The sequence below is a fragment of the Gluconobacter cerevisiae genome, assembly GCF_015244675.1.
Classification (GTDB): domain Bacteria; phylum Pseudomonadota; class Alphaproteobacteria; order Acetobacterales; family Acetobacteraceae; genus Gluconobacter; species Gluconobacter cerevisiae.
Genome location: NZ_JABCQO010000007.1, coordinates 99,668 through 118,500, shown reverse-complemented (window position 1 = coordinate 118,500; position 18,833 = coordinate 99,668). Strand labels below are relative to the sequence as shown.

The following is an 18,833-nucleotide window of genomic DNA, read 5'->3' as shown; positions in this document are numbered from 1 at the left end:
CAGTCCCTTTGATCCCGATTCAAACTTAATGGTTTCCAAAGGCCCCCGGCCTTTGGCGGGTTTCAGGGCAGAGCCCTGAACACTCTCACCAAGGCAGCAACGACTTCCCAAGCGCCTTCTGGGCCGCTGGTGTCATGCCCATGTCATTCCGGTTCCACCAGCCACCGCCAAGCGACTGGAACAGCCCCACGCTGTCAGAGAAACGCGCCCCCTCGGCCTGAACATAGGCCAGACGCGCCTGCGCATCCGTCTGCTGGGCCTGAAGCAGCACAAGCTCACTAACATCTCCAAGCCGCAACTGCCCGCGGGCAATCGTCATACTCTGGGTCGTTGCCTTCAGCAGATCCTCGTCGGCCTTCAGAGCATCGGCGTCGAATGTGACGGCATGCAGACTGTCCGCCACGTCCTGAATGGCGGACAGGACTGTGGCCTTGTAGGTCTCGTTGGCCTGAAGCAGGTTGTCGCGCGCCTGACGCTCGGCGTGCAGAAGCGAACCGCCCTGAAAGATCGGCTGCATGACGGTCGCGGCGATCGTCCAGTTGCCATAGCCGGGCTTGAAGAAATCGCTCATCACGCCCACAGCCTGCGCCGGTGTGGCGCTGAGCTGCACGTTCGGCAAGCGGTTGGCGATGGCCACGCCGATCTGCGCGCTGGCGGACTGGATCTGCGCCTGAGCGGCTCGGATATCCGGACGCTGGTTCAGCAGGTCCGCCGGCAGCGAGACCGGCAGCACCTTCGGCAGTGTGAACTGCTCCAGACGGAACTCTGGCAGCGGCGCGTTGGGGGTCACCCCTACCAGAACCGCCATCTGGTCCCGCGTCTGGGCCAGTTGCAGACTCAGGCCCGGAAGCGTCGCCTCAAGCTGTGCCACAGACGCCAGCTGCTGCGCCATGTCCTGCCGCGACGCATTGCCGATGCCCTGCTCGGACGTCACCGTCTTCAACACGGCGCGCTGGCTACGGATCAATTCGTTCGTAGCGTCAATCTCGGCACGGATCGTGGCTTCCTCGATCGTCGCATTTACAAGATCGGAAATCATGGTCAGCGCAGTGGCTTCAAGCTGAAACTTCTGCAAGTCAGCCTGCGCTCCGGCTGCCTCGATCGCGCGGCGCGTTCCGCCCCACAGATCCGGCACATAGCCGATATTCAGCTGCGCGGTATGAACGTTATAGAGCCACACATTCGAGTTCGGAATCGGAGAATAGACGCGTGACGTCTTGTTCCGGGTCGGGTTGAACGAGGCCGACAGCGTCGGGTACAGACCCGCACCCTCAATCCGCCGCTGCTCCCAGGCAGATTTCAGTCCCTGCTGCATAGCACGCAGAGACTGGTTGTTCACCAGCGCCTGCTCGACAAGCGCATTCAGGGACGGATTGCCGAACACCGTCCACCACTGGCCCGGAATATCCACGCCGGACTGAAACTGCTGCGGTACGGTCGCACCCACTACTCCGTGCCCGGCGGTCGCGGTCAGGGGGCGGCCCTGATAAGCCGCATTCCTGGGCAGATCGGGGCGGCGAAAATCCGGACCTACCGCGCAAGCGGAAAGCGCCGTCACACACAGCAGAAGCGACGTACGAGGAACCATTATGGAACGCATCTTCATGATCCGGCTCCCTCGACAGCAGATTGCGGGCGCTTCTTCGCATCCCGGCGTTCAACCCACATTTCAAGCTCGCTGAAATAGACCGGCAGCGCAAACAGCGTCAGCAGCGTAGCAATCCCCAGACCACCCACCACGACCGTCGCCAGTCCGCGCTGCACGTCCGTGCCTACACCTGTGGCAAGAGCTGCTGGCAACATACCTGCCGTCGCCACTGTCGCGGTCATGAGCACCGGACGGAAGCGTTCGGCAGCGCCTGCGATGGTGGCATCCCGAACACCCAGACCTTCCAACCGGTGACGGTTGATGCTGGCGATCATGATAATGCCATTCTGCACAGCCACACCGAACAATGCGATGAAGCCCACGGCTGTCGCAATATTGAGCGTCTCGCCGCGGACATGCAGCGCGATCAGGCCGCCCAGAGTCGCCAGCGGCACGACGCTGAGGATCAGCAGTGCCTGACGGATTTTGCGGAATTCGGCAAACAACAGGACCAGCATCACCGCGAACATCACGCCCAGCGCGATCATCAGGCGCTTCTGGGCCCGCTCTTCCTGCTGGAAGGAACCAGCCCATTCGAGCGTGTATTTTTCCTTGTCAAAATGTAGCTGCTGGTCGATCCGGCTCTGCGCATCCGCCAGATACTGCGACAGCGGGCGCTTGCCGTTGTCCACGCGAATGGTGACCTGACGATGGCTCATTTCATGGGCGATATTGCTTTCGCCCATATGCAACCCGACATGCGCAACCTGAGACAACGGAATATAGGCACCTTCCGCATCCAGAAGCGGGATCTGTGACAGGGACTGCATATCCTGCAGGTCTTTGCGACGGATATGGAGCGTCGCGTTATAGAAGCGATCCCCCACATAAACGGTCGTGATGGGCGCATCGCCAATGGCGTTCGACACAACGTCGGAAATATCCGAAATGCTGATGCCATAGCGCGCAGCAGCCAGACGATCGGCCTCGACTTCGATCTGCGGGATGCGCGGCTCCTGAAAGATCGACGCTTCCGCCGTCCCCGGAACCTGATGGAGAATATCCACGATCTGCTGACCGATGCGGCGCAGTTCCTGAAAATCATTCCCATAGACGCGCAGGACGAGCGGGCTGTGCGCTCCGCCGACCAGATCGCTCATATTGTCCTGGATCGGCTGGCTGATGCCGAAATCGATCCCCGGAATCTGCGACAGACGCCGGCGCAGACGCTCGACGAACTGCGCCTTGGTCTCACCGGATGGCCACTGGTCATACGGCTTTAGACCGACCGGCATTTCAATATGTGACGGCGTCCAGGGGTCGGTTCCGTCGTCCGAGCGCCCAAGCTGCGTGATGGCATAGGACGTTTCAGGGAACTCCCGGATCGCGTGGCGTAGCTCATTGGCGATGGACTCGCCCTTTTCCAGCGAAATGCCAGTCGGCATCTGCACCTGAAGCCAGAGCGACCCTTCATCCAGATCCGGAAGGAACTCCCGCCCGATCGACGCCCCGAGGAACACCACCGCCACCATCGCCGCAATACCCGCGCCGTAGGCAATCAGCGGACGATCGATGAAATGGCCAAGCCAGTAGGTATAGCGGGCGTGCAGCCATTCCAGCGGACGATTGTGCCAGATGTGCTTGGGCTTGCGGAGCGCCAGATAGGTCAAAGCCGGAATGAGCGTCAGGGCGCAGAGCAACGCGCCCAGCAGCGCGAAACTGACGGTATAGGCCATCGGGCGGAAAAGCTTGCCCTCGCTGCCTTCGAAGGCAAAAAGCGGGCTGTAGGCCACGATGATAACGAGCGTGGACGAGAAGATCGCCCGTCCCGCACGCTGCGCAACCGGCAGGACCTCGACAGGATCGAGCGCTTCGGTCGGACGTTCCTCGCGGATGCGGAGGATCGTCTCGGTAATAACGATCGCACCATCCACGATCACGCCGAAATCAATGGCGCCAAGCGAGAACAGGTTCGCCGACATCCCAAAACTGTGCATCAGCACGAACACAACCGACAGCGCGAGCGGGATCGTCACGGCCGTGACGATGGCACTGCGCGGACTGCCGAGAAACAGCGTCAGGATCACACAAACGAGGACGATGCCCTCGATCATCGTTTCCGTCACCTTGTGCGTGGTGGAGAGCACAAGATGATCACGATCCATATACGGCACGATACGGACATGGCTGGGCGCGAGCTGCTGCTGGAGCTTCGCCACCGTACTGTGCAGGCCGTCGAGCACGAGCGAGGGGTTTTCCCCACTCAGCATCGTCACCACACCTTCGATCGTATCGGGGTTACGGTCCTTGCCGAGAATACCCTGACGGACCTGATGCCCGAACTGGACGCGCCCCAGATCTTTCACAAAAACCGGCACGCCGCCATGGCTGGCAACGACGATATTCCCCATATCATCCAGATTATGGATCATGCCGATCCCACGGATGATATAGGACTGCTCGCCCCGGCTTACACGCCCACCACCCGCATTGGCGTTGCTGTTGCGAATGGCGGTCAGCACGTCTTCGAGGCCGACATGATAGCGTTGCAGCGAATCAGGATCGAGAACGAGCTGGTATTCGCGCGTCAGACCGCCAAAATTGTCCACATTGACGACACCCGGCACGCGCTGGATCGCCGGAATGATGGTCCAGCGCTGGAGATCGGACAGCTCCATCAGGTTCTTGTCGTCGGATTCCAGCGTATAGCGATAGATCTCGCCACTCGGCCCTGAAATCGGCCCCAGCGAGGGCATGGCGCCATTGTTCAGCGGATTGTTGGCAAGCTGCGTCTCGACGAGCTGACGCGCCGCATAGACATTCGTGCCTTCACGGAAGATCAGCGTAATCAGTGACAGGCCGAACGTGCTGGTGGAGCGGCTGTCCGTCACGCCGGGAACGCTGGCCAGCGTCCGCTCAAGCGGGATCGTGACCTGCTGCTCCATTTCCTCGGCGGCCAGACCCTCCTGCTGGGTCGTGATCGACACGCTGACCGAGCCCAAATCCGGATAGGCCTCGACCGGCAGGATCTTCCATGAAAGACCGCCAAGCAGCGCCAGAATCAGGGCAGAAAAGAAAACGATGTTCCGGTGATTGAAGCACCAGAAAATGAAACGCTCGATCATCAGCTCAGGGCCACCGGATCAGTCATCATTCAGAAGAATGGCACCGCTCGTCACGACGCGTTCTCCTGCGGAAATGCCCTTGAGCACACGAACATTTTCACCTTCATCATAGCTGATGGTGATGTCGCGCCGCTGGAAGGTGTGGGGCGCAGTCTCAATGAAAACCGACACCTGATCGTTGTTCATCAGAAGGGCGGCCTTGGGAATGATGATCTCGCTGGGCTGCGGGATATTCAGTGTCGCATTCACATACATGCCCGGACGCAGGGCGCCATCGGTGTTGGGGCAGGCGACATAGGCATTGATCCGGCGTGTATCGATATGAAGTGCCGGATCAAAACTGATGACCTGACCCGAACAGGTCCGTCCCGGAAACTCGTCGAACGTGACGGACAGCACGTTGCCCTCACCGATCTGCGCTAGATTTTCCTGCGGAATGGCGGCGGCGATCCAGACCTGTGACAGGTCCAGAACCGTCATCTGAATAGCGGTCGGATCGGTAATGTTCTGCTCCGGCGCCATGATCGTCGTGGAAACGACACCATCCACGGGAGACACAAGCGGCGCCTGCCCCTTTGCGGAATAGCCGGGTCGCGCCCCCAGAACCTGAAGCCTGCGCTGCGTGCGCTCGGCTTCCGCCTGCGCCTGCGTCAGATCGTTGCGAGCGGCTTCAATATCCTTGACGGCATTCCCCCCGATCGCCTGAACGCCCTGCGCGCGCGCATAGGCACGGCGTGCGAAATCAAGGGCTGCACGGGCACGTGTGTCGTCGGCCCACGCCTGATCCAGATCACCAGCGGCAATCGTGGCCAGCACCTGCCCGCGCTGAACATGCTGGCCCAGATGAACCAGAACATCCGTAATCCGGCCCGCGACAGGCGCATACACATTCACCTGCCGGCCCGGTTCCGTCATGACCTGCGCCGGAAGCAGAATACCATGACCACGGGACACGCTGACGGCAGCTTGGACCGTCAGACGTTTCTCAAGCGGACTGCCTTCCCGAACGACAAGACCGTCCTTCGACTGCGTCACCATAGGAGGTTCGGTCGCTGCAACAGGCGAATGCGGGGATCGGAATCGCAGGACGACGACGAGAAGGATGGCCAGGCACAGCAGACCAATGGCCCACGCGCCGACGCGGGTAACGCGCATGCTGATAGAAAACCCCGTAACTCTGTCAGGACAGACGTCCCGTTTTGACTGAAACGTCTGGACAATGACCCATCGGCCACGGTCCGGACGATTTCATATCCCATGGAAGGACGCCAGACGTCACATACGGAAACGAAAAGATTTTTGCACTGACCGAATGATCGGATTGCAAAAGTTTTATGTGATTGCCACAAAAATGCAAAAAAGCGGCCCTTCGGAGAAAGGCCGCTTTCCTGATAAGCCGGTTTCTGACCCGAAGCTCAGAAACGATATTCAATACCCGCGCCAACAACGGTCGGGTCGAGGGAATCATGCGCCGTGATCTTCGTGGTTTCGGCATTGTTCTGCGCCCAGGCATGGACCCGCATAAACATCTGCTTCACATCGAAGTTGAAGAACCAGTTGCCGACGACCTGATAGTCGAAACCGACATTGACCGACGGGCCACCAGTCACGCCGACATTGAGCTTCTGCGTAAGCGGACCACCGGCAGGGGACACGTTATGGAACCATGCCAGCGTCGCACCAACACCCACATACGGGTTGAAACGCTTGTGCGGACGGAAATGCCAGGCAAACGTCACGGTCGGCGGCAGAACCCAGGCGCTGCCCACATCAACCTTGCCCAGACCCGGAACGCCTTCAGCGGCGATCTCATGACGTGTGCTGGCGGCGATCAGATCGACCGAGACGTTGTCCGTAAAGAAATATTCGAACGTCAGCTCCGGCATAACCTGACGCGTCGTCTTGACGCGGCCCCCGAGATGCGCACCGTTCAGTCTCAGGCTGCTGTCACGATCTTCCGGCATGACGCCAAGCGCAGACAAACGAACGATGAAGTCGCCCTTGCCCAGTCCGATGCGCGTGTTGGCGCAGGTCTGAAACAGGCCGCAATGACCGGAGGCAGGCGCATGGATGTTTACGGACGGCACAGGAGCAGCCGTCATGGGCGCACTGACCATGACCTGGGGAGCCGGAGCAGTGACCTGTGCAAACGCGGGAGTTGCAACGGTACCGACTGCGGCGGCCAGCGCGAAAGCGTTAAATTTCATCTGGAATTTCCATCACCATTCGTTGAGCCTCACAAAGCACTCCTCCCCCTCCATCACATTGACCTGAATCAAGTCTGGTAAATTATGTGGTAGTGTGGCTGAAAGTCTTCAGGCTGCGCTCAGCACAACGGGAACAGGATTCATCATGTCTGCGTCACATACTCCAGAGGATGTCCATGATCGATGCGCCCATTGCGTAGGGCGACGTCTGAGTGTGTGCAGCAGCATTGACGACTGTGATCTTGCCATTCTTGCAAACGAGTCTTCACGAATGACCGTTTCTGACGGTCGATCCTTTATAGAAGAGGGTGCACCCGCCAACGATTTCTTTGTCGTAACCGGTGGCAGGGTCAAGCTCTTCACCCTTCTTCCTGATGGACGGCGCCAGATCACCGGTTTTGCGAAAGGCGGAGACTTTCTCGGTCTCGCCGCCTCCACCAGCTACGCCTTTGGCGCTGAAGCCCTCGGCGGGGCCACGCTCTGCCGCTTCCCCCATGCCGGCATGCAACGCCTGACCGAACGCTTTCCCAGTCTTGAACACCGCCTGCGCGAGGAAGCCTCCCGCGAGTTGGCCCTGATGCAGGCCCGCATGACCCTGCTGGGGCGCAAAACAGCCCGCGAGCGCGTAGCCACATTCCTGATCGAACGCTGCCAGAATCTGGAAAAACCCGATCTGTCTCATCCCGTCGAACTCGACCTTCCGATGCCGCGTACCGATATCGCAGATTATCTCGGACTCACTATTGAAACGGTCAGTCGCATCCTCAGCGCCTTCAAAAAAGAAAAGCTCATCAGTATCCGAAGCATTACCCACATCACGTTACTGATGCCTGAACGGATATCGACGATTGCGGAAGGCATGGAATAGGCCCCTTTTCAAAAAGCCACATTCCCGCCATCAGGACGCTCTATGTTTTACTGATCGTTTACAGGAGATGTCATGACGTTCATTCCTTCCCCCCGCACGATGCTTGCTGTCGGACTGATTGCCGGAGCTGTTTCCCTTGCTCCGCAGGCTTATGCGGCAGACACCACGGCATCCAGCGCCTGCCAGCAGACTGGCCAGAATGATGTCATCGGACGTCTGGCACAGCGGGAAGACTGCCTGAACAGCAAGGTCCAGAACTACCAGAAGCAGTCGCAGGACGCTCAGGCTGCGCGCGAAAAGCGGATTCAGGACCTGAAGGACAAGTACACAAACGCTCCGGCCAACGAGAAGGCGCGTCTTCAGAAGCAGATCGCTGGCGAACAGTCCAAGCTGACCAACCTGCGCGATCAGGAAAACCAGCGCTTGCAGCAGCTCAAGAATGCCCCGCAGGAACAGCGCAACCGCCTCAACGCTCTGGGCAGCAAAACCCGCGGTGATGTCAGCAACTTCCTGAACGGCGGTCTCTGATTCTATCAGTCCGGCCCCGCCCGCGGGGCCGGAGTATCAGGGCCTTAAAGCGCCCTGAACGCCTGAAGGGCGCGATCACGTCCCTCCTTCAGATCCACGATGGGGCGCGGATAGGTTCTGCCTAGAATAACTCCCCCCTGCCGCAGATCGGCATCCTTCGCGGCCCAGGGCTCAAACAGCGCCTTTTCTGACAGACGGCGCAGTTCTGGCACCCACTGGCGGATATAATCGCCTTCCGGGTCGAATTTTTCAGCCTGCCGTGTCGGATTGAAAATTCTGAAAAACGGCGTGGCTTCGATACCCGTTCCCGCGACCCACTGCCAGTTCATGGCATTGTTCGCAAAATCTGCATCCACCAGCGTATCGCGGAACCACGCTTCCCCTTCTTTCCAGTCGATCAGCAGATGCTTCGTCAGGAATGACCCCACGATCATGCGCGCCCTGTTATGCATCCAGCCGGTCTGCCAGAGCTGGCGCATCCCCGCATCCACAATCGGCACGCCCGTCTGTCCCCGCTGCCACGCCTTCAGGTCCGCTGCGCTGTTCCGCCAGTGCATCCCGGAAAACTTCGGGCTGAGGTTTTCAAACGGCAATTGCGGCAAGTGATACAGCGTGTAGCGGGCAAATTCCCGCCACCCGAGTTCTGACAGGAAAATCCGCGGTCCATCTGTATGCGCACCATGCTTCTGTAACGCCGCCCAGACCTGCCGGGGCGAGACCGCACCGGACGCAAGATAGGGCGACAGACGCGACGTTCCCTCCTCCGCCACCCTGTCCCGTCCCCTCGGATACTCCGCAACAGCATCTTTCAGAAAATCCTCAAGATGCTCCTGCCCTTCCGCCTCTCCCGGCTCCCATGTCTTACGGAACCCGCCCGCCCAGTCCGGAGCCCGCGGACACAGATTCGCTTCGTTCAGCCGTTCATCTGGCAGCACAGAGTCCGGAACGTCCTGAAACGAGGCCCTGTCTGGAACGTCCAACGGCTCTGGTACGGTGTAGGTCTGAAGCGCTTTCCAGAACGAACCGCAGACCTTGTAGAACCCACCCTGCTTCGTACGCACCAGACCCGGATCAAGCAGAACCGTCCCCCAATGCGCCCGAACCTCACAACCCTGCTGCTCCAGAGCCTGCCGGATCCGGTCATCCTGTGCCCGTTCGCGTTCATGCAGACGATGGTGCCAGTGTACCGACGCCACATCCATGTGCCGCGCAAGTTGCGGAAGCAACTCCTCAGCCGACCCCGCAAGCGTCAGCAACGTCCCGCCCCGACTTTCCAGCTGCCCCCGCAGGTCCGCCAGAGCCCCATGAAGCCACCACCGCAATGCAGCTCCAGCCGGATGCAGAGCCGGGGTCACATCATCCAGAACATAAAGACAGATCAGCGGCCGACCGGACGCCACAGCCTCATGCAGCGCAGGATGGTCCGCCAGACGCAGATCGTCCCGAAACCAGACGATGGCTGACCGATTCTGGTTCTGGCGAGATGAAGTACGTTCAGGCCGGGAACTGGGCATGGATCCTCACAAAAAGGGAAAATTCCTCATAAAGCGTCCGACAGCGCCATTCGTTCAGAACGGATGAGACGACTTTCAATCCGGACCGGCGGCACCCTGAAAAAATTTCTCCCAAGTCCGCGAACCATTGTCATGAAATGTCGTTTAATGGCCGAAACGCTCTTTAAGAGGATTTTTTCTATGTCCACCAAGTCCATCGCACGCATTGCCCTGTCTCTGGCTCTTCTTTCGGGCTCGGCCGTCACGCTGTCCGCCTGCAACACCGTGCGCGGCGCTGGTCAGGACGTGAGCTCCGTCGGTCACAACGTCTCCCGCGGCGCCAATGCAACGCAGGGCGCGATCGAGCGTCACACGAACGCTTCCCCGAACTGAGTTTTCCGAAAACCCGCTCCGGGCTTTCAGAACCGCCGGTCCCCGACCGGCGGTTTTTTTGTATCCGCACGTCCTGACTGCGTCTTCGGAAAAGGACCTGTGTAGATTTTTGCTTGTCATTCCCGTCCAGACGGTTCCATAATTCGAGTGAACACAGACGTTCTCAGGGCGGGGTGAAACTCCCCACCGGCGGTATTGGCGGTTTTCTCCGCCTCAGCCCGCGAGCGCCTTTCGGATTTCGATCCGGAAGGGACAAGCAGATCCGGTGAGACTCCGGAGCCGACGGTCATAGTCCGGATGGAAGAGAACGCAGCACTTGTCCGGTCGCGGACAGGTTGGGCGCGTGCCGTCCCGCCTGTTTTCCGTTCCGGCTGAGGGCGGCGTGCGCCTTGCGGACGTCCCGATCGTAACGGGACCAGTAGACGCAACTTGGCTAACCAGACCACCCTTTCCGACACTATCGCTCCAAGCGCCATCCGCGACGGTTTTCGTGCGGCCATCTCACAGGCTGTCGAGACTTTCGGGGCCACAGCACCCAACCCGTCCGTCGGGTGTGCGCTGCTGGATGCGGAAGGCCATATCCTGACGGTTGGCGTCCATCCGCGCGTCGGGCAACCCCATGCCGAAGCCATGGCTCTAGCACAGGCCCACGCGACAGGTGTGCTGGATCAGGTACGGGTGGCCCTCGTCACGCTGGAGCCCTGCAATCACACCGGGCGCACGCCTCCGTGCAGCGAAGCCCTTCGCAACAGCCCGGTTCGGGAGGTCTGGATTGGTGCGGCCGACCCAAACCCGCAGGCATCGGGTGGAGCCGGCCGGCTGTGCGAAGAGCCCGGCGCAAAACGCGTGGTCATGCTTGCGGACCGGCCAGACATGGCCGATCTGGCACAGGACTGCCGGGCTCTTCTGGCGCCTTTCGCAAGCCGCGTCGTCCGACATCGTCCATGGATCAGTGTCAAACAGGCACTGGACGAACACGGCTCCATGGTACCGCCGCCGGGCCAGAAAACCTTCACCTCCCCGGCCTCGCTCACCCTCGCGCATCGCCTGCGCCGGGCGACGGACGCAATCATCACCGGGATCGGCACCGTTCTGGCGGACCGCCCGCGCTTCACAGTCCGGCATGTCCCGGACCACGAGGGCCGCAAACCGCGCCTTCTGGTCGTCTGCGACCGCCACGGCCGCCTTCCAGCAGACTGGATTGCCGAGATGACGGAAACCGGCTTTGAGGTCATCCCGACACCCGACCTGCTCTCCGTCCCGACCCTGCTGGCGGGGCGCGGCGCGAACTGGGCAATGATCGAGGCGGGACCGGCCCTACTGGCCTCCGTTGCCGAGGCCGGGCTGTGGGACGACTGGCTCACCATTCATAAAACTGCGGGCGCTGACCGCATCGATCTGAAATCGCGGGACGAAAGCCCGCTGCAACTGCTGAGGGAAAACGCATGTTCTCTGGAATCATAGAGCGTCTGGGTACAGTCCACGCCGCCTCCGTCCGCGACAAGGCCATGGACCTGACCGTGGAGACCGGCTTTCCCGATCTGGAACTCGGCGAAAGCGTGGCGGTCAATGGTGTGTGTCTGACGGTCGAGAGTTTCGATTCAGCAGGCGTGGCCACCTTCCATCTCAGCGGCGAGACGCTGTCCCGCACACCACTGGATCAGCTCAAGGCCGGATCGCGCGTCAATCTGGAACGCGCCGTCGCCGCCAGCACGCGCCTTTCGGGCCATATCGTGCAGGGTCATGTGGATGGCGTGGCGACCCTCGCCAGCGTTGAAAAAGCCGGGGATTCCTACGCCCTGCGCGTGTTCGTCCCGCAAGCGCTGCGCCAGTATGTCGTGGAAAAGGGCTCCATCACCTTCGACGGCATCAGCCTGACGGTGAACGACCTGCACGACGCCATCACCCGTGACGGTCAGCCCGGTTTCGAAGTTGGCCTGACGATCATCCCGCACACATGGGAACACACCAACCTCTCCACGCTGTCGGTCGGAGACCGGATGGATGTGGAAGTCGATGTGCTGTCCAAATATGTCGAGAACCTGCTGCGGTTCTCCCCCAGCATTGGAAAGGTGGCCTCATGAAGCCGTCCCTGAAAGCCGCTATCGAGGCCATCCGTGCAGGCGGTATGGTCGTCATGGTCGATGACGAAAACCGGGAGAACGAGGGCGATCTGGTCATGGCAGCGCAGTTCGCCACGCCGGAAGCCATCAACTTCATGGTTCGCGAGGCGCGAGGCCTGATCTGCCTGCCGCTGGAAGCCGAACAGGCGGACCGTCTCGCCCTGCCGCCGATGGTAGCGCGCAACCGCGACCCGCGCGGCACGGCCTTCACGGTCTCGATCGAAGCGGCAACAGGCGTGACGACCGGTATTTCCGCCGCCGACCGCGCCCGCACGATTGTCATCGCCGCCAACCCCGCAGCCAAGCCAGACGATCTCGTCTCACCGGGTCACATCTTCCCGCTCCGCGCCCATCCCGAAGGCGTTCTGGGACGCAACGGTCATACGGAAGGTTCGATCGACATCGCGCGTCTGGCCGGGCTGGAGCCCGCAGGCGTGATCTGCGAAATCATGGCCGATGACGGCAGCATGATGCGTCTGCCGGAACTGCGGAAATATGCCGCACGCCACAACATGCCTATCGTCAGCATCGCCGACCTTCAGGACTGGTGCCGCGAACACGGACGCGATGCCATCGCGGGCCACGACCTGATCTGCACGCCGGTTCCGGCTGCGGGCGAAATGGTGGCCGAATCCGCTCTCCCCAGCATTTTCGGCGGCCACGATCTGCGCATCCATGCCTTCCGCGCCGTCGACGGTGTGGAGCACGTCGCGCTGGTGAAGGGCAACCCGTCCAAAGGCGTTCCGCTGGTACGTCTGCATTCGGAATGTGTGACGGGCGATGCGCTCGGCTCCATGCGCTGCGACTGCGGCGCGCAGCTCCGCGAGGCTCTGGAGCGGATTTCAGCATCCGAATCCGGCGTGCTGGTTTATCTGCGAGGCCATGAAGGCCGTGGGATCGGACTGGCCAACAAGATCCGCGCCTACGAGCTTCAGGATCATGGCATGGATACGGTGGAGGCCAACGAGGCCCTCGGCCTACCCGCCGATGCCCGCGAATGGGATGCAGCAGCCGACCTGCTGCGGCATCTGGGCGTGAGTTCGCTCCGCCTTCTGACGAACAACCCGGACAAGGAATCCAACCTCGTCCGCTTCGGCTTTGACGTGCAGTCCAGCGAACGGCTGGAAATCGCAGCCAATCCTTTCAACCGCGCCTATCTTGCGACCAAACGCACACGGATGGGCCATTTTCTTCAGGAACAGCCGGCATGAGCAAACATATCCCCGTAGCCCCAGATCTGCGCCTTTCTCCCGTACCGAAAGTGGCCATCATCTCCAGCCGCTTCAACACGAGCATTACCGGTGGCCTGAAGAACGGCGCGCTTGAATGGCTCGAAGAGCGCGGCATCACCGATGTGGACGTCTATGACGCGCCGGGCGCGTTCGAACTCCCCATTCTGGCCCAGCGTCTGGCGAAATCCGGCCAATACGAGGGCGTGATCTGCCTCGGCTGCGTCATCAAGGGTGACACCGCGCATTTCGAGTTCATCTCGCTGGGTGCCACCATCGGCATCATGCAGGCCCAGCTTGCCACCGAAGTGCCGATCGCTTTCGGCATCCTGACAACCTACACCGAACAGCAGGCCGTGGACCGCTCCCGCGCAGATGCCGAAAACAAAGGCCGGGAAGCCGCCGCAGCCTGCGTCGAAACACTGGCCTTCCTGCGCAACGTGCCCGCCCGCTCCTGATCCCTGCGGAAAAAGCGCCGCCTGTCAGAAACGCCGGTATACCAACTCCGGCTTTTCTGACGCTTCCGCCACGGCCTTTTCCACACGGTCATGAAATGGCGAAAGACTACAGACCGGGTCGGTGTTGGCGGCATTCCCCGTCAACGCCAGTGCCTGACAGCGGCATCCTCCCCAGTCCTGTTCCTTGCGCTCGCAGGAGCGGCAGGGTTCGGGCATCCAGTCCGTCCCCCGGAACATGTTGAACAGGGGCGAACAGTTCCAGATATCCGACAGGGTCCTGTCCTGCACGTTCGGGAAGGCAACATCGGGAATAATTTCCGCCGCGTGACACGGCAGCACCCGCCCTGAAGGCGTGACATTCACGAAACGCTGTCCCCAACCTCCCATACAGGGTTTTGGCCGGTCCGCATGATAATCCGGCGTCACATAATCGACCGAGAGACCACCCTTCGCACGTTCCGCCTCGACGGCGCGTGTAGCTTCCTGAAGCTGCTCACGGCTGGGCAGAAGCGCATCACGGTTTTTCAGTCCCCAGCCATAATACTGGGTATGCGCGATCTCCACCCGTCCGGCCCCAAGCTCCCGCGCCAGAGCAAACATCTCGGGAATACGGGCCACATTTTCCCTGTGCACCACAAAATTGAGCGTCATCGGAATACCGGACGCCCGAATAAGCCGCGCCGCCTCAATCTTGCGGGCCTGCGCGCCCTTGAGACCGCCAATCCGCTCGGCACCCGCCTCCGTCACGTCCTGAAAGGACAGCTGGATATGATCCAGCCCGGCCTTGTCCAGCGCCTCCAGCTTCGTTTCGTCCAGCAGAACGCCGGAGGTGATCAGGTTGGAATACAGGTTAAGCTTGCGTGCGAGGGACACCAGTTCGACGAGGTCGGGCCGGGCCATCGGCTCACCGCCGGAGAAATGAACCTGCAACACACCGAGTTCGGCGGCCTGCTCCAGCACGGAGCGCCAGCCGGCTGTGTCGAGTTCCGCCGCTTTTCGTTCGAGTTCAAGCGGATTGGAGCAATAGGGGCAGGAAAGCGGGCAACGATGCGTCAGTTCAGCCAGAAGGCTCATCGGCGGCGAAGGCAGTGTCATGTGTGCAGGACGTTCTTTTCTGTCAGTTCAGAAAGAAGCGCGAGGACATCCTTCGCGATGACCTCACGCGGGGCGGAAAATTCATTTGCAAGCTGCTGGATGATGTCGCCGACGCTGCGCTCCCCATCCAGAAGCTGCAGAATATGCGGCGCAGAGCCCTCAATCACAAATGCTTTTTCAGGCGCCTGCACGATCCACAGGTCTCTCACGCGATCATGCTGAAGCCGATGGCCGCGCGCGAAGGAGAGAACGCTCTCCTCCGCGACGCAAGACTGGTCCGTCATGGAACGAAGGCGCCCGGCGGGATGTGGCCGTCCACATAGGCATAATCGAGCGCATCCAGCATGGTCCACAGCACGGAGCACTTGAACTCCAGAGCTTCCAGAACCTCTTTCTGCTGCTCGGGCGTGCGGGCGTTTTCGCGGACATAGGCCAGCGCGAAATCGGAATCCCGCGGCGCCTGGGTCAGACGGGGCGTAAAATAGGCCAGCGTCTTTTCCGACACGAAATCATAATGCCGCAGCATCCCAGAGACGCGCTCGCTGATGATCGTGGGCGAAAACAGCTCCGTCAGCGAGGACGCGATGGCGGCCAGAATAGAGCGGTCCCGCACGAAGTTCACATAGGCATCGACCGAAAAGCGCGTGGCCGGAAGCAGGCCGTCGAGGCTTTCCACGTAGTCGCGATCCAGCCCCAGACCATCCGTCAGCATCAGCCAGCGCGCGACACCGCCCGTTCCGGGCTCCGTGCCGTCATGATCCTCAATCCGGCGGCGCCATTCCCGGCGCAGTTCGGCCGTGGGCAGCCGTGCGAGGAGGGTCGCGTCCTTCGCGGGGATGCGGGCCTGATAATAATAGCGGTTCAGCGCCCAGGCCTGAACCTGCGCGCGGTCGAGCTTGCCGTCATGCAGCTTGCGGTGAAACGGATGGCGGTTGTGATACCGCTCGGCACCGATCTGCCGAAGCCTCTCTTCAAGCTGGTCAGGGGTGAGGAGCGTCATGGTGTGTCCAGTCTGAAAGTCATGCCGTCTTCCGCAACCGTCCATCCGGCGCGTTCGACGCTTTTTCGTTCGGGGCTGTCTTCGAACAAAATCGGGTTGGAGTTGTTGATATGAATCAAGACCTTGCGAGGTTTTTCGCACATCGTGAAACATTCAACGGGGCCACCGGCATCATTGACTGACACATGCCCCATCCGCTGGCCGCTCTTGGGGCTCAGCCCAGCGCGGATCATTTCGTCGTCCCGCCACAGCGTTCCATCGAAGAAAACGAGATCCGCCCCAGCCACCCGCTGCACGATCTCCGGCGTGATATGTGCGCAGCCGGGAATGAAGAGCAGCGTTTTCAGCCCGTCCGTTATAGACAGACCCAGCGTTTCATCGGGCTTCGAGCCTGCGGCTTCCGCATAAAGCGGAGCCTTGCCCGGCACTGCGAAGGCCGTCAGCAGCAGGCCCGAGGGAATCCCGTCCTTGTTCATCAGGGACATGGGTTCGTTGAGAAGCAGTGGGATGCGCGGTACGATCTCAGGATCGAGCGCGCCGAACATCGGATTGTCCGCCAGTTGCTGGAGAGTCGAGTCGCTGCCCATCAGCCTGAAGGGTTCGCGCTCACGCAGAGTCAGAAGCCCCGTGATGGCGTCGATTTCGCCGCAGGTCAGAACGACACCCTGAATGGGCGTTCCGCGCAGACTACCCTGATGATGCAGGGCCGGGGTCTCGATGATCTGCTGGCGCAAATCGGGCGCGGCGTTGAGAATAAACCAGCGTTTTCCGTCAGCGCTGACGGCGATGGAGGCCTGGGTGCGGGCTTTCGCGCCCTGTCGCGTGCGGCCAGCCACACAGCCGGGCGCTGCGGAATTCCACTGCGGAAAACCGCCCCCTGCCGCCGCACCAAGCACGATGACATCAATCATTTTTTTACAAACCGTCTGAATCGGGCGCCCTGCGGCTCCCATGAATGAAAACGGCCGCTCCGAAGGGGAGCGGCCGTGCCATATTCCTCAAGGACGGAGCCTCGGGGAAGAGGTTTATTTCTTCTCGCCGCAGACATACGAGTTGATTTCTGCGCCCAGCGGGATTTCGGTAACTTTCGGTGTGTTCCAGGCCATGATGGTTCTCCTTGAGTCTACGATAAACCGGTAAATGCGTCTGATGACGTATTCACGGGCGCTCCTCATGATTTAGTGACCTGATGCCACTGGAGTTCAAGGGGTTTTTTAGGCAGAACACGCAACTGTGTCCTTTCGCGGATCTTCAGGGTCAACTGGTGGTCCGTCTGCTCCGTCTTTCGCTTCAGGCAAAAAACATGTCCGGCCGTCCCATTGCGTCCTCCGCCGACCCTGCCTGTAGCGACCCGGCGTCCACGTCAGAAAAGCCCTGTGAGAAGCCCGGCGAAAAGCTGCTGCCGGACGGCGATTTTCCGGACCCCACGCTCGATCGCAACCTGCTGCGCGAGCATCTGAACATCCGGGACATGTGTGTCCTGATCCTGACGATTCTCGCCGTATTCTATTCGCTGTATTTCACGGCCCCCATCCTTCTGCCCTTCGTCTTTGCGCTCGTGCTGAACCTGCTGATGATCGCACCCATGCGATTCCTCACCCAGCGTCTGCGCTTGCCCCGACATCTGGCGGGATTGCTGTTGATCGTCATGATGTTCGGAGTCGTGGGCGGAATCGCCACAACGATTTCCGTCCCGGCTGCTGGCTGGATCACCCGCGCACCACAGACGCTCCCCGCATTACAGAGCAAGCTGGCCGTTCTCAGCGGGCCGATCGACATGATCCAGCACGACTATATGCGCCTGTCCGCCATGTTCAGCGGTCATTCGGGCAGCGCACGCACGGCGCATGGCGTTACCGGACCGATCAGTGGAGAAACGGCGCTCTCGCGGCTCGGCTCTTCCGTTCTGGCGGGGACACGTGAACTGGCGGGCGGCTTCTTCTCAATGCTGCTGATGCTGTTCTTCCTTATGACGGAAGGCGACACGCTTCTGCGCCGCTGCGTCGAAATTATGCCGACCTACGCCAAGAAACGCCGCCTCGTGGAGATGGCCAATCAGATCGAGCAGAACGTGTCGCTCTATCTCGTGACGATCACGATGATGAATCTGGGTGTGGGGCTGGTGAACATGATCCAGTGCTGGGCAACGGGAATGCCCAATCCGCTTCTGTGGGGCGTCCTGGCCTTCCTGCTGAACTACATTCCCATCATCGGACCGCTCACGGGTGTGGTGGTCTATTTCGTGGTCGGACTCTTCAGCTTCCCCTCCCTGCTTTACGCGCTCCTGCCGCCGTCGATCTATCTGCTGATCCATGTGCTGGAAGGCGAGACCATCACACCCATGCTGCTGGCCCGGCGCTTCACGCTCAATCCCGTTTTCGTCATGGGGTCGCTGCTGTTCTGGGACTGGATGTGGGGCATCTCCGGCGCGTTCCTGTCCGTGCCGATGCTCGCGGTCTTCAAGATTGTCTGTGACCATATCGAAGTGCTGGCGCCGCTCGGGCATGTTCTGGGTGGCCCGACGCGGCGGACGATCAGTAGTGCCATTGTTGCGCAGCTTCAGTCCGAGCCGTGAGGATCGGGGCGTTGCCCCGCGCCCCACAAAGGGGCTCGCCCCTTTGATCCCGTTCGTAAATTTATGGGTTCAAAGGGACCGCGTCCCTTTGCCGGTTTCAGGGCAGAGCCCTGAAACCGGCTCTGAATATCTGGCCAAAACAGCCCCCTTT

General features: G+C 60.7%; 18 protein-coding genes and 1 riboswitch. Of the genes, 8 read left to right on the top strand and 10 right to left on the bottom strand.

The features are described from left to right. Positions 1 to 85: 85 nt before the first annotated feature. From HKD21_RS09680 to HKD21_RS09665, 4 genes are all read right to left on the bottom strand, one after another. Positions 86 to 1,606 (bottom strand): efflux transporter outer membrane subunit, encoded by a 1,521-nt coding sequence (locus tag HKD21_RS09680; RefSeq protein ID WP_228121292.1) that lies wholly within the window; start codon positions 1,604 to 1,606, stop codon positions 86 to 88. Then, positions 1,603 to 4,713, bottom strand: coding sequence for an efflux RND transporter permease subunit (locus tag HKD21_RS09675; protein WP_194255492.1), 3,111 nt, complete (start codon positions 4,711 to 4,713; stop codon positions 1,603 to 1,605). The genes HKD21_RS09680 and HKD21_RS09675 overlap by 4 nt, the downstream gene beginning before the upstream one ends. Before the next feature lie 18 nt (positions 4,714 to 4,731). Next, positions 4,732 to 5,868: an efflux RND transporter periplasmic adaptor subunit gene (locus HKD21_RS09670; protein WP_194255491.1), complete on the bottom strand. Its 1,137-nt coding sequence runs from the start codon at positions 5,866 to 5,868 to the stop codon at positions 4,732 to 4,734. A 260-nt stretch (positions 5,869 to 6,128) separates the two neighbouring features. Further along, complete coding sequence (locus HKD21_RS09665; RefSeq protein ID WP_194255490.1) at positions 6,129 to 6,920, bottom strand: OmpW/AlkL family protein; 792 nt, start codon at positions 6,918 to 6,920, stop codon at positions 6,129 to 6,131. A gap of 271 nt (positions 6,921 to 7,191) precedes the next feature. Here HKD21_RS09665 and HKD21_RS09660 point away from each other — a divergent pair, with 271 nt between their 5' ends. Next, positions 7,192 to 7,788, top strand: a complete 597-nt coding sequence (locus tag HKD21_RS09660; protein WP_194255489.1) for a Crp/Fnr family transcriptional regulator — start codon at positions 7,192 to 7,194, stop codon at positions 7,786 to 7,788. A 72-nt stretch (positions 7,789 to 7,860) separates the two neighbouring features. Next, positions 7,861 to 8,316: a hypothetical protein gene (locus tag HKD21_RS09655; protein WP_194255488.1), complete on the top strand. Its 456-nt coding sequence runs from the start codon at positions 7,861 to 7,863 to the stop codon at positions 8,314 to 8,316. Between the two features lie 44 nt (positions 8,317 to 8,360). Here the strand turns inward: HKD21_RS09655 and HKD21_RS09650 are convergent, their stop codons facing one another. Further along, a complete protein-coding gene (locus HKD21_RS09650) occupies positions 8,361 to 9,830 on the bottom strand; it encodes a cryptochrome/photolyase family protein (protein ID WP_194255487.1) in 1,470 nt (489 codons plus the stop codon). Positions 9,831 to 10,010: 180 nt separating this feature from the next. Between HKD21_RS09650 and HKD21_RS09645 the strand changes: the two genes are divergently transcribed. The 5 genes from HKD21_RS09645 to ribH all read left to right on the top strand — a co-directional run bounded on the left by HKD21_RS09645 (position 10,011) and on the right by ribH (position 14,012). Further along, entirely contained in the window at positions 10,011 to 10,202 is a 192-nt protein-coding gene (locus HKD21_RS09645) for an entericidin A/B family lipoprotein (RefSeq protein ID WP_062027319.1), read from the top strand. A gap of 155 nt (positions 10,203 to 10,357) precedes the next feature. Next, a riboswitch (FMN riboswitch) is annotated at positions 10,358 to 10,515 on the top strand. A gap of 116 nt (positions 10,516 to 10,631) precedes the next feature. Next, positions 10,632 to 11,666, top strand: a complete 1,035-nt coding sequence (gene ribD, locus HKD21_RS09640) for a bifunctional diaminohydroxyphosphoribosylaminopyrimidine deaminase/5-amino-6-(5-phosphoribosylamino)uracil reductase RibD (protein WP_194255486.1) — start codon at positions 10,632 to 10,634, stop codon at positions 11,664 to 11,666. Next, positions 11,648 to 12,286, top strand: a complete 639-nt coding sequence (locus HKD21_RS09635; protein ID WP_194255485.1) for a riboflavin synthase — start codon at positions 11,648 to 11,650, stop codon at positions 12,284 to 12,286. Before ribD ends, HKD21_RS09635 begins: the two co-directional genes overlap by 19 nt. Continuing rightward, positions 12,283 to 13,536: a 3,4-dihydroxy-2-butanone-4-phosphate synthase gene (gene ribB, locus HKD21_RS09630; RefSeq protein WP_194255484.1), complete on the top strand. Its 1,254-nt coding sequence runs from the start codon at positions 12,283 to 12,285 to the stop codon at positions 13,534 to 13,536. Before HKD21_RS09635 ends, ribB begins: the two co-directional genes overlap by 4 nt. Continuing rightward, positions 13,533 to 14,012 (top strand): 6,7-dimethyl-8-ribityllumazine synthase, encoded by a 480-nt coding sequence (ribH, locus tag HKD21_RS09625; protein WP_194255483.1) that lies wholly within the window; start codon positions 13,533 to 13,535, stop codon positions 14,010 to 14,012. The genes ribB and ribH overlap by 4 nt, the downstream gene beginning before the upstream one ends. Positions 14,013 to 14,036: 24 nt before the next feature. Here the strand turns inward: ribH and pqqE are convergent, their stop codons facing one another. From pqqE to pqqA, 5 genes are all read right to left on the bottom strand, one after another. After that, positions 14,037 to 15,107 carry a pyrroloquinoline quinone biosynthesis protein PqqE gene (gene pqqE / locus HKD21_RS09620; RefSeq protein WP_194255482.1) on the bottom strand — a complete coding sequence of 357 codons (1,071 nt, stop codon included), beginning with the start codon at positions 15,105 to 15,107 and terminating at the stop codon, positions 14,037 to 14,039. Further along, on the bottom strand, positions 15,104 to 15,391 hold the full coding sequence (gene pqqD, locus HKD21_RS09615; protein WP_194255481.1) for a pyrroloquinoline quinone biosynthesis peptide chaperone PqqD: 288 nt from the start codon (positions 15,389 to 15,391) through the stop codon (positions 15,104 to 15,106). The genes pqqE and pqqD overlap by 4 nt, the downstream gene beginning before the upstream one ends. Beyond that, the gene (gene pqqC, locus HKD21_RS09610; RefSeq protein ID WP_062027332.1) at positions 15,388 to 16,107 is read right to left on the bottom strand and encodes a pyrroloquinoline-quinone synthase PqqC; all 720 of its coding nucleotides are present in this window, start codon (positions 16,105 to 16,107) and stop codon (positions 15,388 to 15,390) included. The genes pqqD and pqqC overlap by 4 nt, the downstream gene beginning before the upstream one ends. Further along, the gene (gene pqqB / locus HKD21_RS09605) at positions 16,104 to 17,018 is read right to left on the bottom strand and encodes a pyrroloquinoline quinone biosynthesis protein PqqB (RefSeq protein ID WP_194255480.1); all 915 of its coding nucleotides are present in this window, start codon (positions 17,016 to 17,018) and stop codon (positions 16,104 to 16,106) included. Before pqqB ends, pqqC begins: the two co-directional genes overlap by 4 nt. A 114-nt stretch (positions 17,019 to 17,132) precedes the next feature. Then, complete coding sequence (gene pqqA, locus HKD21_RS09600; protein ID WP_010502998.1) at positions 17,133 to 17,213, bottom strand: pyrroloquinoline quinone precursor peptide PqqA; 81 nt, start codon at positions 17,211 to 17,213, stop codon at positions 17,133 to 17,135. A gap of 197 nt (positions 17,214 to 17,410) precedes the next feature. Here pqqA and HKD21_RS09595 point away from each other — a divergent pair, with 197 nt between their 5' ends. Beyond that, the gene (locus tag HKD21_RS09595) at positions 17,411 to 18,682 is read left to right on the top strand and encodes an AI-2E family transporter (RefSeq protein ID WP_194255479.1); all 1,272 of its coding nucleotides are present in this window, start codon (positions 17,411 to 17,413) and stop codon (positions 18,680 to 18,682) included. The last annotated feature ends 151 nt before the right edge of the window (positions 18,683 to 18,833 follow it).

What these genes read in the sequence shown, in the direction of transcription:
- HKD21_RS09680 (WP_228121292.1), bottom strand. Translation starts at nt 1,606, where the DNA reads ATGAAGATGCGTTCCATAATGGTTCCTCGTACGTCGCTTCTGCTGTGT.
- HKD21_RS09675 (WP_194255492.1), bottom strand. Translation starts at nt 4,713, where the DNA reads ATGATCGAGCGTTTCATTTTCTGGTGCTTCAATCACCGGAACATCGTT.
- HKD21_RS09670 (WP_194255491.1), bottom strand. Translation starts at nt 5,868, where the DNA reads ATGCGCGTTACCCGCGTCGGCGCGTGGGCCATTGGTCTGCTGTGCCTG.
- HKD21_RS09665 (WP_194255490.1), bottom strand. Translation starts at nt 6,920, where the DNA reads ATGAAATTTAACGCTTTCGCGCTGGCCGCCGCAGTCGGTACCGTTGCA.
- HKD21_RS09660 (WP_194255489.1), top strand. Translation starts at nt 7,192, where the DNA reads ATGACCGTTTCTGACGGTCGATCCTTTATAGAAGAGGGTGCACCCGCC.
- HKD21_RS09655 (WP_194255488.1), top strand. Translation starts at nt 7,861, where the DNA reads ATGACGTTCATTCCTTCCCCCCGCACGATGCTTGCTGTCGGACTGATT.
- HKD21_RS09650 (WP_194255487.1), bottom strand. Translation starts at nt 9,830, where the DNA reads ATGCCCAGTTCCCGGCCTGAACGTACTTCATCTCGCCAGAACCAGAAT.
- HKD21_RS09645 (WP_062027319.1), top strand. Translation starts at nt 10,011, where the DNA reads ATGTCCACCAAGTCCATCGCACGCATTGCCCTGTCTCTGGCTCTTCTT.
- HKD21_RS09635 (WP_194255485.1), top strand. Translation starts at nt 11,648, where the DNA reads ATGTTCTCTGGAATCATAGAGCGTCTGGGTACAGTCCACGCCGCCTCC.
- ribB (WP_194255484.1), top strand. Translation starts at nt 12,283, where the DNA reads ATGAAGCCGTCCCTGAAAGCCGCTATCGAGGCCATCCGTGCAGGCGGT.
- ribH (WP_194255483.1), top strand. Translation starts at nt 13,533, where the DNA reads ATGAGCAAACATATCCCCGTAGCCCCAGATCTGCGCCTTTCTCCCGTA.
- pqqE (WP_194255482.1), bottom strand. Translation starts at nt 15,107, where the DNA reads ATGACACTGCCTTCGCCGCCGATGAGCCTTCTGGCTGAACTGACGCAT.
- pqqD (WP_194255481.1), bottom strand. Translation starts at nt 15,391, where the DNA reads ATGACGGACCAGTCTTGCGTCGCGGAGGAGAGCGTTCTCTCCTTCGCG.
- pqqC (WP_062027332.1), bottom strand. Translation starts at nt 16,107, where the DNA reads ATGACGCTCCTCACCCCTGACCAGCTTGAAGAGAGGCTTCGGCAGATC.
- pqqB (WP_194255480.1), bottom strand. Translation starts at nt 17,018, where the DNA reads ATGATTGATGTCATCGTGCTTGGTGCGGCGGCAGGGGGCGGTTTTCCG.
- pqqA (WP_010502998.1), bottom strand. Translation starts at nt 17,213, where the DNA reads ATGGCCTGGAACACACCGAAAGTTACCGAAATCCCGCTGGGCGCAGAA.
- HKD21_RS09595 (WP_194255479.1), top strand. Translation starts at nt 17,411, where the DNA reads ATGTCCGGCCGTCCCATTGCGTCCTCCGCCGACCCTGCCTGTAGCGAC.